This window comes from Burkholderia sp. BC1 (assembly GCF_052683555.1).
The window spans coordinates 1-16,488 of record NZ_JBQYLP010000058.1 but is presented as its reverse complement, the minus strand read 5'-3'; the positions used below and the strand labels follow the sequence as shown (position 1 = coordinate 16,488).

General features: G+C 69.5%; 12 protein-coding genes. 5 read left to right on the top strand and 7 right to left on the bottom strand.

Annotated features, from left to right (window positions below; all coding sequences use genetic code 11):
• Window positions 1-86: 86 nt before the first annotated feature.
• The 3 genes from ACSHSS_RS23190 to ACSHSS_RS23180 all read right to left on the bottom strand — a co-directional run bounded on the left by ACSHSS_RS23190 (window position 87) and on the right by ACSHSS_RS23180 (window position 3,197).
• Window positions 87-767 carry an HAD family hydrolase gene (locus ACSHSS_RS23190; RefSeq protein ID WP_105841301.1) on the bottom strand — a complete coding sequence of 227 codons (681 nt, stop codon included), beginning with the start codon at window positions 765-767 and terminating at the stop codon, window positions 87-89.
• A gap of 87 nt (window positions 768-854) precedes the next feature.
• Entirely contained in the window at window positions 855-2,264 is a 1,410-nt protein-coding gene (gene argH, locus ACSHSS_RS23185; protein ID WP_006415883.1) for an argininosuccinate lyase, read from the bottom strand.
• A gap of 123 nt (window positions 2,265-2,387) precedes the next feature.
• Window positions 2,388-3,197 (bottom strand): helix-turn-helix transcriptional regulator, encoded by an 810-nt coding sequence (locus tag ACSHSS_RS23180; protein WP_006398620.1) that lies wholly within the window; start codon window positions 3,195-3,197, stop codon window positions 2,388-2,390.
• A 244-nt stretch (window positions 3,198-3,441) separates the two neighbouring features.
• Here ACSHSS_RS23180 and ACSHSS_RS23175 point away from each other — a divergent pair, with 244 nt between their 5' ends.
• Window positions 3,442-4,194 carry a class I SAM-dependent methyltransferase gene (locus tag ACSHSS_RS23175; protein WP_006398621.1) on the top strand — a complete coding sequence of 251 codons (753 nt, stop codon included), beginning with the start codon at window positions 3,442-3,444 and terminating at the stop codon, window positions 4,192-4,194.
• A 141-nt stretch (window positions 4,195-4,335) separates the two neighbouring features.
• Here ACSHSS_RS23175 and ppc read toward each other — a convergent pair whose 3' ends face one another.
• Window positions 4,336-7,350 (bottom strand): phosphoenolpyruvate carboxylase, encoded by a 3,015-nt coding sequence (gene ppc / locus ACSHSS_RS23170; protein ID WP_445545610.1) that lies wholly within the window; start codon window positions 7,348-7,350, stop codon window positions 4,336-4,338.
• A gap of 208 nt (window positions 7,351-7,558) precedes the next feature.
• Between ppc and hemC the strand changes: the two genes are divergently transcribed.
• The 3 genes from hemC to ACSHSS_RS23155 are packed head-to-tail and all read left to right on the top strand — an operon-like array spanning window position 7,559 to window position 11,720.
• Window positions 7,559-8,560: a hydroxymethylbilane synthase gene (hemC, locus tag ACSHSS_RS23165; protein ID WP_445545609.1), complete on the top strand. Its 1,002-nt coding sequence runs from the start codon at window positions 7,559-7,561 to the stop codon at window positions 8,558-8,560.
• Window positions 8,560-10,530, top strand: coding sequence for a fused uroporphyrinogen-III synthase HemD/membrane protein HemX (hemDX, locus tag ACSHSS_RS23160; protein WP_012212912.1), 1,971 nt, complete (start codon window positions 8,560-8,562; stop codon window positions 10,528-10,530). Before hemC ends, hemDX begins: the two co-directional genes overlap by 1 nt.
• A 2-nt stretch (window positions 10,531-10,532) precedes the next feature.
• Entirely contained in the window at window positions 10,533-11,720 is a 1,188-nt protein-coding gene (locus ACSHSS_RS23155) for a heme biosynthesis protein HemY (RefSeq protein ID WP_006398625.1), read from the top strand.
• A 129-nt stretch (window positions 11,721-11,849) separates the two neighbouring features.
• On the opposite strand, the gene ACSHSS_RS23150 is transcribed toward ACSHSS_RS23155, so the two are convergent.
• The 3 genes from ACSHSS_RS23150 to ACSHSS_RS23140 form a co-directional block, all read right to left on the bottom strand.
• Window positions 11,850-13,154 carry an MFS transporter gene (locus ACSHSS_RS23150; RefSeq protein ID WP_006398626.1) on the bottom strand — a complete coding sequence of 435 codons (1,305 nt, stop codon included), beginning with the start codon at window positions 13,152-13,154 and terminating at the stop codon, window positions 11,850-11,852.
• A 118-nt stretch (window positions 13,155-13,272) separates the two neighbouring features.
• Window positions 13,273-14,031 carry an SDR family oxidoreductase gene (locus ACSHSS_RS23145; protein ID WP_445545608.1) on the bottom strand — a complete coding sequence of 253 codons (759 nt, stop codon included), beginning with the start codon at window positions 14,029-14,031 and terminating at the stop codon, window positions 13,273-13,275.
• Between the two features lie 106 nt (window positions 14,032-14,137).
• On the bottom strand, window positions 14,138-15,577 hold the full coding sequence (locus ACSHSS_RS23140) for an aldehyde dehydrogenase family protein (RefSeq protein ID WP_217104633.1): 1,440 nt from the start codon (window positions 15,575-15,577) through the stop codon (window positions 14,138-14,140).
• 274 nt (window positions 15,578-15,851) lie between these two features.
• Here ACSHSS_RS23140 and ppa point away from each other — a divergent pair, with 274 nt between their 5' ends.
• Window positions 15,852-16,379, top strand: a complete 528-nt coding sequence (ppa, locus tag ACSHSS_RS23135; protein ID WP_006398629.1) for an inorganic diphosphatase — start codon at window positions 15,852-15,854, stop codon at window positions 16,377-16,379.
• The last annotated feature ends 109 nt before the right edge of the window (window positions 16,380-16,488 follow it).

Below are 16,488 nucleotides of genomic sequence, written 5' to 3'. Positions count from 1 at the left end.
ACGCGAAGCGGAACGCAAAACGAAACGGGCACCCTGCGGTGCCCGTTTTGCATGGCGCTGCCGCGTGCCGCGCGGCGAACCGGTGCCTAGGCGAGCTGCGTATCGTGCCGGCCGAACCATGCCGGCACGAGCGCGACCGCATCGTCGAGCGACGCGAGCACGTGCAGGCTCAGCGCGACGACCTCGGGCGTCGGCGCCTTCAGATCGGGCACGGTGACGACCGACGCGCCTGCGCCGGCTGCCGACTGCACGCCGAAGTCGCTGTCCTCGAACGCGACGCACGCGTGAGCGGGCACGCCGAGGCGCTCGGCCGCGAGCCGGTACACGGCCGGGTCCGGCTTGCCGCGCGCGACCTCGGTGCCGCTCGCGATCGCCTGGAAGTACGGCAGCACGCCGACCGCGTCGAGCCGCGCGCGAATCACCTCCTGCGCGGACGACGACGCGACCGCGCACGGAATGCCGGCCTGCGCGAGCGTGTCGAGCAGCGCGAGTGCGCCGGGTTTCAGCGGGAACTTGGGATGCGGTTCGGGTGCGGCCAGCTGTTCGCGTACGCGCATGCGCACGGCGTCGAACGTGTCGGCGTCGCCGATCAGCCGCGCGAGGATCGTCTGCCCCTCGGCGAACGAGCGGCCGACGATCTGCAGGTAGTCGGCCACGGTCAGCGCGACGCCGTGCGCGTTCGACACGTCGAGCCACGTGTTCATGATGGTCCGCTCGGAATCGACGAGCAGGCCGTCCATGTCGAAGAGCGCGGCGGAGAAGGTCATCGGGGTCATCCGGAAAAGGGCGGTGCGCGGCAGCACATGCGAAAAAAAACGGACGCCGTGCAGGCGTCCGCGGTGACGGTGCAGCGCTTACTTGCCGAGCGCGGCGCGCGCGGCCTGCGCGGCCGCACGCACCTGGTCGGGCGCGGTGCCGCCCGGGTGGTTGCGGCTCGCGACCGAGCCTTCGAGCGTCAGATAGTCGAACACGTCGTCGCCGATCAGCTGCGCGACGTTCGGCAGCTCGCGCTTCATTTCGTCGAGCGTGAGATCGGCGAGGTCGATGCCGCGGTCGTCGCAGATCTTCACGGCATGCGCGACCGCTTCGTGCGCGTCGCGGAACGGCAGCCCGCGCTTGACCAGATAGTCGGCGAGGTCGGTCGCGGTCGAGAAGCCCTGCAGCGCGGCCGCGCGCATCGCGTCCGGCTTCACCGTGATGCCGGCGACCATCTCCGCGAAGATGCGCAGCGTGTCGGCGACGGTGTCGACCGTGTCGAACAGCGGCTCCTTGTCTTCCTGGTTGTCCTTGTTGTACGCGAGCGGCTGGCCCTTCATCAGCGTGAGGAGCGCCATCAGATGGCCGTTCACGCGGCCCGTCTTGCCGCGCGCGAGTTCGGGCACGTCCGGGTTCTTCTTCTGCGGCATGATCGAGCTGCCGGTGCAGAAGCGGTCGGCGATGTCGATGAAGCCGACGCGCGGGCTCATCCACAGCACGAGTTCCTCGGAGAAGCGCGATACGTGCGTCATGACGAGCGCGGCGGCAGCCGTGAATTCGATCGCGAAATCGCGGTCGGACACCGCGTCGAGCGAGTTCGCACAGATGCCGTCGAAGCCGAGCGACTTCGCGACTGCATGACGGTCGATCGGATAGCTCGTGCCCGCGAGCGCGGCCGCGCCGAGGGGCAGACGGTTCACGCGCGTGCGGCAGTCGCGCATGCGCTCCGCGTCGCGCGAGAACATCTCGACGTACGCGAGCAGGTGATGGCCGAACGTGACGGGCTGCGCGACCTGCAGGTGCGTGAAGCCCGGCATGATCGTGTCCGCGTTTTGCTCGGCGAGGTCGATCAGCGCGCCGCGCAGATCGTTCAGCAGCCCGCCGATGCGGTCGATTTCACCGCGCAGCCACAGACGGATGTCGGTCGCGACCTGGTCGTTGCGCGAGCGGCCCGTATGCAGGCGCTTGCCTGCGTCGCCGATCAGCGCGGTCAGGCGCGCTTCGATGTTCAGGTGGACGTCCTCGAGATCGAGCTGCCATTCGAATTCGCCACGCTCGATTTCGCCCTTGATCTGCGCCATCCCGCGCTCGATCGCGGCCAGATCGTCGGCGCTGATGATCTTCTGCGCCGCGAGCATGTTCGCGTGCGCGAGCGAGCCGGCGATGTCGACGAGCGCCAGGCGCTTGTCGAAAAACACCGACGACGTGTAGCGCTTGACCAGCTCCGACATCGGTTCCGAGAAGCGGGCCGACCAGGCCTCGCCCTTTTTGTGCAGTTGGGACGTCATGGCGATTCTTCGAGGGAGTTGGGCGGCGTGCGCCGCCGAGGAATCCCGCGATTCTAACATTCACGCGCAGGGCCGCCGCGGCTGCGGCTGCTGCCCGCGGCAGGCGCGCGTCGGCCGGTCGCGTCAGTCGCGCACCAGCACGACGAGTTTCAGATCCTCGCGATGCGCGGGCTTCAGCGTGATCTGCTGATAGACGAGCCGGCCGTCGGCCGGATGGTCGAATTCGCGCAGGCCGCCTTCGCGCTCGAATACGTCCTGCGACGCCCAGTACTGCGCGAACGCGTCGCTGCCGGCCGTCAGCGCGTCGATTAGCGCGCGCGTCGGCGCGTCGGTCAGATGGCGGATCGAATCGGCGCGGAATTCGGCCGCGAGGCGCCGCGCGCGGGTTTCCCAATCGACGATCAGCGTGCGTGCGGCCGGCGACATGAACGTGAAGCGCAGCAGGTTGCGGTCGTGCTCGCCGTCGAGCCAGCCCGTAAACAGCGCGGCGGCCGGCGCATTCCATGCAAGCGCGTTCCATTGGCGATCGAGCACGTACGCGGGCGTCGCGATCGCCGCGACGGTGGCGGCGAGCGTCGGCGGCAGGTCGCCGGCCGCGACGTCGGGCTCGGCTGGATCGCGCTGCGCGGCGAGCTCGAACAGATACGCACGCTCGGCCTTCGACAGCTGCAGCGCGACCGCGATCCGTGCGAGCGCGTCGGCGGACGCCGACACCGGGCGCCCCTGCTCGATCCACGTGTACCAGGTCGGGCTGACGCCGCAGAGCTGCGCGACTTCCTCGCGGCGCAGCCCCGGCGTGCGACGGCGCGGGCCGGGCGGCAGGCCGACCGCCTGCGGCGACAGGCGTTCGCGGTGCGCGCGAATGAATTCGCCGAGCGCGCGGGCGGGCGTCGCATCGAGCGGCGGGGTGGGAGCGGAGGACGGACGGTTCATGCGGGAAACGAGAAAAGGGCGCCGTGCAACGGGCGGCGTGCAACGTGCGACGTGCAACGTGCAATGTGCGACGGGGTGCAACGTGCGACGCACGACGCGCATCGGACAGCAGCACCGCAACGATCGGCCGGGTGTAACGAATACCAGAATAACTGCTTGACTTGTACTGGTACAAACGCCGCCCTATTGTAGCGATTCGCGCGCTGCGAGTCAGCGCCCGTCCCGCCCACGACAGGAGTGCACGATGAAACACCACGATCAGGTCGCCGACGCATTCGGCTCGACGGCCGCCGCCTATCTGACGAGCACCGTTCATGCGACGGGCGCCGATCTGCAGACGCTCGCCGATACGGTGCGCGCGACGCCCGACGCGGCCGTGCTCGATCTCGGCTGCGGCGCGGGCCACGCGAGCTTCGCGGTCGCGCCGCACGTGCGCGAGGTCGTCGCCTACGATCTCGCCGCGCCGATGCTCGCGACCGTCGATGCGGCCGCGCGCGAGCGCGGGCTCGCGAACGTTCGCACGCAGCAGGGGCCGGCCGAGCGTCTGCCGTTCGACGCGGCGACCTTCGACTGGGTCGTCAGCCGGATGAGCGCGCATCACTGGCACGACGTGCGCGCGGCGCTCGCCGAAGTGCGCCGCGTGCTGAAGCCGGGCGGACGCGTGCTGATGATCGACATCGCCGGCAACGACCACCCGCTGCTCGACACGTATCTGCAGGCCGCCGAAGTGCTGCGCGACGCGTCGCACGTGCGCGACTATCGCGCCGACGAGTGGCTCGCGATGTTCCGCGACGCGGGCTTCGAGGCGCACGTGAAGCGCCGCTGGCGGCTGCCGATCGATTTCGATACGTGGGTCGCGCGGATCCGCACGCCGGCCGACAGCGTGACCGGCATTCGCGCGCTCTGGGCCCACGCGCCGGACGAAGTGCGCGCGTACTACGCGGTGCAGGCCGACGGATCGTTCGAACACGACGCGCTGCTGATCGACGCGCATTGAACGCGCGCGGCTTGTCGACGCCCGGCGCATCGACGCCCGGCGTATCGACGCGCCGCGCATGAAAAAAGCCGCGACACGCGCGTTCGCGTGTCGCGGCCTCGGCAGCGCGCCCGCCATGCGGTGCGCGCGGCACGCGTGCGGTCAGCCCGTATTGCGCAGCCCGGCCGCGATGCCGTTGATGGTCAGATGAATCCCGCGACGCAGCCGCGCGTTCGTGTCGCCGGCGCGGTGGCGCTTGATCAGTTCGACCTGCAGGTGATTCAGCGGATCGAGATACGGGAAGCGGTTCTTGATCGAGCGCGCGAGCAGCGGATTCGTCGCGAGCCGTTCCTCGTGCCCGGTGATCTCCGCGAGCGCGTGCGACGTGCGCTCCCACTCGGCGACGATGCGCCCGAACACCGCGTTGCGCAGCTTGCGGTCCGGCACGAGTTCGGCGTAGCGCGACGCGACCGCGAGATCGGTCTTCGCGAGCACCATGTCCATGTTCGACAGCAGGTTCGCGAAGAACGGCCAGGTCTTGTTCATCTTCTTCAGCAGCGCGAGCCGCTTGCTGCGTTCCGCTGCGTCGGCCGCGCCGTCCAGATACGCGGCGACCGCGCTGCCGAAGCCGTACCAGCCGGTCAGCAGCAGCCGGCACTGGCCCCACGAGAAGCCCCACGGAATCGCGCGCAGATCCTCGATCCTGCGATTCTTCGGATCCTGCAGCTTGCGCGACGCCGGGCGGCTGCCGATGTTGAGCTCGGCGATTTCGGTGATCGGCGTCGACGCGAAGAAGTAATCGGTGAAGCCCGGCGTTTCGTAGACGAGCGCGCGGTACGCGGCCATCGCGGTGTCGGACAGCGTCTGCATCGCGCCCTCGAACGCCGGCAGCTGGGCGGGCGCGTTGGACTGCGGCAGCAGCGACGCCTCGAGCGTCGCGGCGACGACCGTCTCGAGGTTGCGCCGGCCGATCTCGGGGTTCGCGAACTTGCTCGCGATGACTTCGCCCTGTTCGGTCAGGCGGATCTGGCCGTTCACGGTGCCCGGCGGCTGCGACAGGATCGCCTGATAGGTCGGGCCGCCGCCGCGGCCGACCGTGCCGCCGCGGCCATGGAACAGCCGCAGCGTGATCTTGCGCTCGCGGAACAGTTCGACGAGCGCGAGCTCGGCGCGATACAGCTCCCAGTTCGACGTCAGGAAGCCGCCGTCCTTGTTGCTGTCCGAGTAGCCGAGCATGACTTCCTGCTCGTCGCCCTGATGGTGGATCAGCGCATCGACGCCCGGCAGCGCGAAGTACTCGCGCATGATCCGCGACGCGTCGCGCAGGTCGGGAATCGTCTCGAACAGCGGGATCACCATCAGCGCGTTCTTCGCGTGGCCGTCCGGCGCGCCGAGCGAGCCTTCGAGCAGACCGGTCTCCTTCTGCAGCAGCAGCACCTCGACGAGATCGCTGACCGTTTCCGTGTGCGAAATGATGTAGTTGCGCACCGCGCGCGCGCCGAACTGCGCACGCACTTCGCGCGCCTTTTCGAACACGCCGAGCTCGCTTTGCGCGAGCGCCGAGTATTCGAGGTACGGCGAGCGCAGCGGCCGCGGATCGGCCAGCGCGGCGAGCAGCACGCGCAGCTTGTCCGCCTCTTCGAGCGACGCGTAGTCGGCCACGACACCCGCGCGCGCGAACAGCTCGGCAACCACCGCTTCGTGAATGTCGGAGCTCTGGCGCAGGTCGATGCTCGCGAGGTGGAAGCCGAACACTTCGGCCGCGCGCATGAGCGGCGCGAGGCGCGGCGCGGCGAGCGACGCGCCGTGATGTTCGGCGAGCGACGCGGTCAGTACCTTCAGGTCCGCGACGAATTCGTCGGAATCCGCATACGGCGTCGCGCGCACGGGCGGCGCGCCGCGCCCTGCGCTGCGCACGGGCACCGTGCCTTCGCCGAGCCGCACGCGCGCACTTGCGGCAAGGCGCGTATAGATGCCGATCAGCGCGCGGCGGTAGGGCTCGTCGACGCGGTGCGGCGACTGGTCGGGCGACGCGGCCGCGAGCGCCTTCACCGCATCGTTCGCGCCGACCAGCAGGTTCGACACCGACAGCTCGGCGCCGAGCTTGTGCACCTGCTCGAGATAGTGCTCGAGGATCACCGCGGCCTGGCGGTTGATCGCTTCGTCGAGCGTGGCGGCCGTCACGTTCGGATTGCCGTCGCGATCGCCGCCGATCCAGCTGCCCATCTGGAAGAACGCCGGCACGCGCGCGGCCAGCCCGTGCTCCGCGAGCGCGGCCTCGATGTCGCCGTACAGCGCGGGCAATTCCTCGAGGAACGTCGCGCGGTAGTACGACAGCGCGTTCTCGATTTCGTCGCCGACCGTCAGGCGCGCGTCGCGCAGCATCCGCGTCTGCCACAGCGCGGTCACGCGCGCGCGCAGCATCGCTTCGTTGTGCTGGCGCTCGCGCGCCGTCAGTTCCTGATCGCGTTCGGCGAGCAGCCGCGCGATGTCGTGCTGCGCGTCGAGAATGCTCTTGCGCTGCACTTCGGTCGGGTGCGCGGTCAGTACCGGCACGATCAGCGCGTCGTCGAAGAAGCGCTGCAGCACGCGCTTCGACGCATTGCCGGTCGTCTTCAGCTTGTCGAGCGCGTGCGCGACCGTGCCCGGCTGCGGCGCCGAGCCCGCGAGCGCGTGGATGCGGCGGCGGCGGTTGTGGTGGCGATCCTCGGCGATGTTCGCGAGGTGCGAGAAATAGCTGAACGCGCGCACGACGCTGACCGTCTGCTCGGGCGTCAGCTTGCGCAGCTTCTTCTCGAGCGTCTGCGCGGCTTCGCGGTCGTCCTCGCGGCGGAACTTGACCGCGGTCTGACGAATCGTCTCGACGACGTCGAACACCGTGTCGCCTTCCTGCTCGCGCACGACGTCGCCGAGCAGGCGGCCGAGGAAACGGATGTCTTCGAACAGCGGACGATCCTTGTCCTCGCGCGTGCGCCCGCCCGACTTCGGCGTTGCCGCGGTGCGTGCGTTCGCCGTGCGCGTCGTGGCTGCACGTTTTGTCTGACGTATCGCGTCTTTCGGTTTCGTTGCCGGTTTCGCACGGCCGTTCGCGGCGGTGGCGACGGCGCTCGTCGGGGCGTCGGAGGAGGGCAGGGCAGCATTGCGGCGCGTCGCGCGCACCGATCCGGAAGACTTCACGATGGGTTTCCTTGGGAAAGCTCGAGTCAAAAGGAACTGCGGAAACTGCGGGAACTGCGGTCAAGCAACCAGCTACGTACGGCACATCCGCGCATCCGCGCCGCAGGCCGCGCGAGGGCGCGGCGGCCGCGGGCGCCCGGCCCGGGCGGGCCGAAGCGTGCGTGCTACCATTGTTCGGTCTTCAATCCCGTCCTTCGATGTTCCTGCAATGAATTCCGAGATTCTCGCGGCCGGGCCGCGACCGGCACAGCCGCCGGCGACGCTGACGATCGCTTCGCGCGAAAGCCGCCTGGCGATGTGGCAAGCCGAACATGTGCGTGATGCGCTGCGCAAATTATATCCAGCTTGTGACGTGAAAATCCTCGGGATGACGACGCGCGGCGATCAGATTCTCGATCGCACGCTGTCGAAGGTCGGCGGCAAGGGACTGTTCGTCAAGGAGCTCGAGAGCGCGCTCGCCGACGGCCGTGCCGATCTCGCCGTGCACTCGCTGAAGGACGTGCCGATGATGCTGCCGGACGGGTTCGCGCTCGCCGCGATCATGCAGCGCGAGGATCCGCGCGACGCGTTCGTGTCGAACGACCACGCGTCGCTCGACGCGCTGCCGGCCGGCGCGGTCGTCGGCACGTCGAGCCTGCGCCGCGAAGCGATGCTGCGCGCGCGTTATCCGCAGCTGCAGGTGCTGCCGCTGCGCGGCAATCTCGATACGCGGCTCTCGAAGCTCGATCGCGGCGATTACGCGGCGATCATCCTCGCCGCCGCGGGCCTGAAGCGGCTCGGTCTGGAGGCGCGGATCCGCGCGCTGCTCGGCGTCGAGGACAGCCCGCCCGCAGCCGGTCAGGGCGCGCTCGGCATCGAGATCGCCGCGCACCGCACGGACGTCGCCGCATGGCTCGAACCGCTGCACGACGCGCAGACGGCTCTCGCCGTCGAGGCCGAGCGGATGGTGTCGCGCGCGCTCGGCGGCAGCTGCGAGGTGCCGCTCGCCGCGCACGCCGTGTGGCGGGCCGGCGAGCTCTATCTGACGGGCCGCGTGTCGACGATCGACGGCACGCGCGTGCTGACGGCCGAGGAGTGCGCGTCCGTCGTGACGGTTGCCGATGCGCTGGCGCTCGGCCGCGCGGTTTCCGACGAGCTCGAGGCGCAGGGCGCGCTCGAGATCGTCCGCGCACTGCTCGCCGGCTCGCAGGCCGGCAAGGGCGAGGCCTGATGGCGGGCGGCGCGCGCGCATTCACCGCCGTTCTCACGCGCCCCGACGGCCAGTCGGCCGGGCTCGCCGCGCAACTGGCCGACGCCGGTTGCGACGTGCTCGAATTTCCGCTGATCGACATCGCGCCGGTCGACGATCCGGCGCCGCTCGCGGCCGCGTTCGCCGCGCTGGCCGACTATGCGCTCGTGATCTTCGTGTCGCCGAACGCGATCGATCGTGCGCTCGCGCAGTACGGCGCGATCTGGCCGAACGCGCTGCCGGTCGGCGTGGTCGGCCCCGGCAGCGTCGCCGCGCTCGAGCGCCACGGCATCGCGCCGCCCGCGTATCGCGTGATTGCGCCGCAGCCGGGCAGCGACGGTAGCGCACCGCACTACGATTCCGAAGGACTGTTCGCGAGCATCGAGGCCGCGTTCGGCGGCGCCGCCGCGCTCGCCGGCAAGCGCGTGCTGATCGTGCGCGGCGACGGCGGCCGCGAATGGCTCGCCGATCGACTGCGCGAAGCGGGCGCCGACGTGACGCTCGTCGCCGCGTACCGGCGCGTCGTGCCCGAGCCGCGCATCGGCACGTGGGAGCGCGTGCATGCGCTGCTCGGCGGCGAGCCGCACGCGTGGCTCGTCACGAGTTCGGAGGGCGTGCGCAACCTGCACGAACTCGCGCGCGCGCATCTGAACGACACCGAGATCGAAGCGCTGAAGCACGCGCCGCTCGTGACGCCGCATCCGCGGATCGAGCAGACCGCGCGCGCATTGGGTTTTGATAGGATTACGCTGACCGGCGCGGGCGATGAGCGCATCGTCCGCGCGTTTCGAACGATGGCCGACGAGGCCGTCCAACCGGCGACAGCCGCACCGGTGACTAAACGCATGACAGATACCAACGATTCCAAAAGCGTCGCTTCCCAGCCGGCCGCCGCTTCCGCGCCGCCGTCGCAACCTTCGTACACCGCATCCGAACCGCCCGCGCGCCGCGGCGGCAGTGCGGTGCTGTGGTTCGTCGTCGTCGTGCTCGGCTGCGCGGCGGGCGTCGGCGGCTACGCGCTGAACCGCAAGATCGACCGGCTCGACGACGCGCTCGTCGCGCGCCAGAAGACGCTCGACGCGCAGGTCGCCGAGACGCGCACGAAGACCGAGCAGGCGCTCGCGAGCACGCATCAGGTCGACACGCAGCTCGCGCAGCTCGACGGCAAGCTCGCCGATGCGCAAAGCGCGCAGCAGGCGCTGCAGCAGCAGTACCAGGATCTGTCGCGCAACCGCGATGCGTGGATGCTCGAGGAAGTCGACCAGATGCTGTCGAGCGCGAGCCAGCAGCTGCAGCTGACGGGCAATACGCAGCTCGCGCTGATCGCGCTGCAGAATGCCGATGCGCGGCTCGCGACGTCGCAGAGCGCGCAGGCCGTGACGGTGCGCAAGGCGCTCGCGCAGGACATCGAGAAGCTGAAGGCCGCACCGTCGGCCGATCTGACCGGGCTCGCGATCAAGCTCGACGATGCGATCGCGCGGATCGACGCGCTGCCGCTGTCCGGCGAGGCGATCGTGCCGCACGCGGCGCCGAAGGCCGCACCTGCCGACACGGCATCGGCCGCCGCCGCGGGCGAACCGCGCTGGAAGACGTGGTGGCACGACTTCTCGTCGGGTCTGACGCAGCAGCTGAAGGGCCTCGTGCAGGTGCGCCGGATCGACAACGCGGACGCGATGCTCGCGTCGCCCGACCAGGGCTACTTCGTGCGCGAGAACGTGAAGCTGCGGCTGCTCGCCGCGCGGCTGTCGCTGCTCGCGCGCAACGAGAGCGCGATGAAGGCGGACCTGCACGCTGCGCAGGCGTCGGTCGGCAAGTATTTCGATCAGGCGTCGAAGGACACGCAGACGGTCGAGGATCTGCTCAAGCAGGTCGACGGCGCGTCGCTGACGGTCGCGGTGCCGAACCTGAACACGAGCCTGAACGCCGTTCAGCAGTTCAAGAGCCGGGGGTAACGATGACGCTTCGAGGAATCGTCTGGCTCGCGGTCCTGTTCGCGATCGCCGTCGCGCTCGCCACCGTCGGGCGTTTCGACGCGGGGCAGGTGCTGATCGTCTATCCGCCGTATCGCGTCGACGTGTCGCTGAACCTGTTCGTGATATCGGTCGTCGTGCTGTTCATCGTCGTGTATGCGTTGCTGCGCATCGTGCGCAACATCTGGCGGATGCCGCAGCGGGTCGCCGCCTATCGCGCGCGTACGCGCAACGAGAAGGCCCAGGCATCGCTGCGCGATGCGATCGCGAACCTCTACGCAGGCCGTTTCTCGCGTGCGGAGAAGGCTGCGCGCGAAGCGCTCGCCGTCGACGCGAACCAGGGCGCGGCGAGCCTCGTCGCGGCTACCGCCGCGCACCGCATGCACGAGTACACGCGCCGCGACGAATGGCTGTCGAAGGTCGACGCGCCCGAATGGCAGGACGCGCGGCTGCTCGCGACGGCCGACATGCGGGCGGACGCGCGCGACGCCGACGGCGCGCTCGCCGCGCTCGCCGATCTGCAGGCGGGCGGCAAGCGCATTCATGCGCAGCAGGTCGCGCTGCGCGCGCAGCAGCAGCTGAAGAACTGGGCCGAAGTGCTGAAGCTCGCGAAGGCGCTCGAGAAGCGCGAGGCGCTGCATCCGGCGGCGGCCGTGCGGCTGCGTCAGCAGGCCGCCGAGAATCTGCTGCGCGAACGCCGGCACGATGCCGACGCGCTGCTCGAGATCTGGCAGTCGCTGTCGCCGGTCGAGCGGCAGTCGCCGCGCCTCGCCGATCTCGCGGCCGAGCTGCTGGTCGCGCTCGAGCGCCGTACCGAAGCGCGCCGCATCGTCGAGGATGCGCTCGCGCACAACTGGGATGCGCGTCTGCTGCGCCGCTATCCGGATACGGCCGGCGCCGATGCGCTGCCGCTGATCCAGAAGGCCGAAGGGTGGAAGAAGGATCACCCGGAGGACGCGGACCTGCTGTTCGCGCTCGGCCGCCTCTGCCAGCAGCAGCAGCTGTGGGGCAAGGCGCAGTCGTTCCTCGAGGCGGCGCTGAAGCTCGCCGACAACGAGGCGCTCAAGGTGCGCGCGCACCGCGCGCTTGCGCGGCTGTTCGAGCATCTCGGCGAAACGGACAAGGCCGCGAAGCACTACCGCGAAAGCGCGCTCGCGATTACCGTGGTGTGACGCAAGGCGTTTGCCGCTTTCAGCCCGCGCAGCAAAAAACGATGCCCCGAACGCCTGACGGCCTTCGGGGCATTTTTCTTCGGTGTCGCGCGCGGGCAGCTGCTTAGTTGCGGCTGCGCTACACCGGCATCATTTGTCGACGAGCCGCTTCGGCACCGACAGCGCGAGCAGGCCGCCGAGCACGAGGAAGCCCGCGAGCATGTACATGCCGGCGTCGTTCGCGCCGGTCGCCTGCTTGAGCCAGCCCATCAGATAGGGGCTCAGGAAGCCCGCGAGGTTGCCGATCGAGTTGATCATCGCGATGCCGGCAGCGGCGGCCGCGCCGCCGAGGAACGCGGTGGGCAGGCTCCAGAACAGCGGCAGCGTCGTCAGGATGCCGATCGTCGCGAGCGTGAGGCCGAGCATCGCGAGTGCCGTCTCGTGTGCCCACACGACCGACAGCACGAGGCCGACCGCGCCGAGCGCGGCCGGAATCGCGAGGTGCCAGCGCCGTTCGCGATGCTTGTCCGCGCTGCGCGCGATCAGGATCATCGCGACGACCGCGGCCGCGTACGGCACGGCCGACAGCAGGCCGATCGCGAGCGTGTCGGTCACGCCGGTCGCCTTGATGATGGTCGGCAGCCAGAAGCCGACGCCGTACAGCCCCATCACGAACGAGAAGTAGATCAGCGCCATCAGCCATACGCGCGGGCTCGCCATCACCGCGCCGAGCGGCAGGTCTTCCTTGGTCGCTTCCTCGGCATCGACGTTGCGCGCGAGCAGCGCCTTTTCCTCGTCGGTGAGCCACGTCGCTTTGGCGATCCGGTCGTCGAGCGCGAAGAACACGAGCACGCCGGCGAGCACCGACGGAATGCCCTCGAGCAGGAACAGCCACTGCCAGCCGTGCCAGCCGCTGACGCCGTCGAACGCCTTCAGGATGAAGCCCGAGATCGGCCCGCCGATCACGCCCGACAGCGCGACGGCCGTCATGAAGAACGTCGTCATGCGGCCGCGCCGGTGCGCGGGATACCAGTAGGTCAGGTACAGGATCACGCCGGGAAAGAAGCCCGCTTCCGCGACGCCGAGCAGAAAGCGCATCACGTAGAACATCGCGGGCGTCGTCACGAACATCGTGAGGATCGAGATCACGCCCCACGTCGCCATGATCCGCGCGATCCAGACGCGCGCGCCGACCTTGTGCAGGATGATGTTGCTCGGCACCTCGAACAGGAAGTAGCCGAAGAAGAAGATGCCCGCGCCGAGCCCGTACACGGTATCGCTGAGATTCAGGTCGCTCGCCATCTGCAGCTTCGCGAAGCCGACGTTGACGCGGTCGAGATACGCGACCACGTAGCAGAGCAGCAGCAGCGGCGTGAGCCGCCACGATACCTTCCGGTAGGTTGCTTCCTCGAATGCGCCGGACGAGCCCGGCAGCGACTGCGTCGATGTTGCCATGTTGTCTCCTGTCCTTGTCGTGAGCCGGCAGCGCACGCGGGGCGCCGCCGGTTGTCGTGCTTGGCATTGCGGTGCAGCGATGCCGGCGCTCGCGCGCCGGGTCCGGCAGCGGCGGACGCTAGATGCAGCGGCCGCCGTCGACTTCGAGGCAGACGCCCGTGATGAATTCGGCTTCGTCGGACGCGAGATAGAGCGCCGCGTTCGCGATGTCCTGCGGCGTCGAGAAGCGGCCGAGCGGAATCGTCGCGAGGAAGCGGCGGCGATTCTCGGGCGTGTCTTCGCAGCCCATGAACTCGGTCATCAGCGCGGTCTCGCCGAGCACCGGGTTGATGCAGTTCACGCGGATGCGATCGGCGCCGAGCTCGGCCGCGAGCGACTTGCTCGCGGTGATCATCGCGCCTTTCGTGCTGTTGTACCAGACGAGGCCCGGGCGCGGCCGCACGCCGGCCGTCGAGGCGACGTTCACGAACACGCCGCCGCCCTGCGTGCGGAAATACGGCACGAACGTCTGCACGCTCCAGAACAGGCTCTTCATGTTCACCGCGTACACGCGGTCGAACTCGGCTTCGGTCACGTCGAGCACGGGCTTGTTGCGATGCGTGGTGCCCGCGTTGTTGACGACGACCTGCACCGCGTGGAAATCGTCGAGCGCCGCCTGCAGCAGCGCACGCCAGTCGTCGCCTCGGGACACGTCGCCCGCGACCGCGATCGCCTTGCCGCCCGCGAGCGCGATCTCGCTCGCGACACGCTCGGCCGCCGCGCCGTTCAGATCGTTGACGACGACGTTCGCGCCTTCGCGCGCATACGTCTTCGCGATGCCTTCTCCGAAGCCCGAGCCGCCGCCCGTGACGATCGCCGTCTTGCCGCTCAACCGCATGGTGTGTCTCCTGTATTCGATCTGTTGTCGTCGTATTGCTGCGTGGCCGATGCGACGCATCGCGGGCGGCACGCACGGATACGCACGCCGCCGCCCGCGTGGCCGCTCAGCCGTGCCGGATCGCGATCGTCTTCAGCGCGGTGAAGCCGTACAGCGCCTCGAAGCCCTTCTCGCGACCGTGACCCGAATGCCCGGTGCCGCCGAACGGCAGCTCGACGCCGCCGCCGGCGCCGTAGTTGTTGATGAACACTTGGCCCGCGCGCACGCGCCGCGCGAGCCGCATCTGCCGCGCGCCGTCGCGCGTCCAGATGCCGGCCACGAGCCCGTACGGCGTGCCGTTGGCGAGCGCGAGCGCTTCGTCTTCGTCGGCGAAGCGCATCGCGGCGAGCACGGGCCCGAACACTTCTTCCTGCGCGAGGCGATGCGACGGCGGCACGTCGCGCAGCAGCGCGGGCGCCTGATAGAAGCCGGTTTCCGGCGCGTCCGCGACGACCTGCCCGTGCGCGGCCATCGGAATGCCGTCGTGCTGCGCATCGGACAGGAAGTCCCACACGCGCTGCTGCTGCTTCGCGTTGATCAGCGGGCCGCAGTCGAGATCGGCGCGGCTCGGGCCGACGCGCAGCCCGTTGAACGCGGTCGCGAGCCGTTCGACGAGCGGCTCGTAGACCGCGCGCTCGATCAGCACGCGGCTGCCCGCCGAACAGGTCTGGCCGCCGTTCTGGACGATCGCCGATACGAGCACGGGCAGCGCCGCGTCGAGGTCGGCATCGGCGAACACGATCTGCGGCGACTTGCCGCCGAGCTCGAGCGTGACGGGCACGTGGTTCTCGGCGGCCATCTGCGCGACGAGCTTGCCGGTTGCCGGCGAGCCGGTAAACGAAATGTGGTCGATGCCCGGATGACGCGCGAGCGCGGCACCCGCCTCGTGGCCGTAACCGGTGACGATGTTCAGCGCGCCGGCCGGCAGCCCGGCTTCGGCCGCGAGCTGCGCGATGCGCAGCAGCGACAGGCACGCGTCCTCGGCCGGCTTCACGACGCACGCGTTGCCGGCCGCGAGCGCCGCGCCGACGCTGCGCCCGAAGATCTGCATCGGATAGTTCCACGGCACGATGTGACCCGTCACGCCGTGCGGCTCGCGCACGGTCAGCACCGTATAGCCGGCCTGATAGGGCAGCGTTTCGCCGTGCAGCTTGTCGGCGGCGCCCGCGTAGAACTCGAAGTAGCGCGCGAGCGCGGCCGCATCGGCGCGTGCCTGCCTGAGCGGCTTGCCGGTGTCGCGCGCCTCGATCGCGGCCAGTTCGTCGAGATGATCGGCGACGCGCATCGAGAGCCGCATCAGCACGCGGCCGCGCTCGGCCGCGCTCGCGGCGCCCCACGCACCGGCGAACGCGTCGCGTGCGGCGGCGACGGCGCGCTCGATGTCCGGCGCGGTGCCGCGCGCGATCGTCGCGAACGGCAGGCCGTCGGACGGATCGATGACGGCGATCGTTTCCAGTTGCGCGGGCAACGTCCATTCGCCCGCGATGAAATGCTTTGCCTCTTCCATGCCTGCTCCTGTCGTGCCGGGCCACGTGGCGCCGGTGCCCGGCTGCGAGGCCGGTCGGTGGGTCGGAGTCGTGCTGTCGTGTCGCGGCGGCCGCGGCGGCGCCGCGCCGGATCGCGTCCGGGCGCCGGACATCGGGAACGATTATCGGCCGATCGTCGTCCGGACGCCACCGGTCGATTGGCTATAATGGCGCATTCCCTGCGGGGACGCCCGCGTCGGCGCACCGGCCGCGGCGGCCCTGTCCCGACTTCCCATCGACCAACAGAGAGCGTTCATGAGCTTCAATCATGTTCCGGCCGGCAAGGACCTGCCGCAAGATTTCAACGTGATCATCGAGATTCCCGCGCAGAGCGATCCGGTGAAGTACGAGGCGGACAAGGAGCTGGGCCTCCTCGTCGTCGACCGCTTCATCGGCACCGGCATGCGCTATCCGGTGAACTACGGCTACATCCCGCAGACGCTGTCGGGCGACGGCGATCCGGTCGACGTGCTGGTGATCACGCCGTTCCCGCTGCTGGCCGGCTCGATCGTGCGTTCGCGCGCACTCGGCATGCTGCAGATGACGGACGAGTCGGGCGTCGACGCGAAGCTGATCGCGGTGCCGCACGACAAGGTCTGCCCGATGACGGCGAACCTGAAGTCGATCGACGACGTGCCCGAGTATCTGAAGGACCAGATCAAGCACTTCTTCGAGCAATACAAGGCGCTCGAGAAGGGCAAGTGGGTGAAGGTCGAAGGCTGGGCCGGCATCGATGCCGCGCACAAGGAAATCACCGACGGCGTCGCGAACTACAAGAAGTAAGCGGCGCGCCGGCCCGGCGGCCGGTTCGCGGTGCAGGCAAACCGCGCGAGTCTCGTCACGAGGCCGCGCGGTTTTGTTTTGTGCGGACGGCTGTCTCTTATACACATCT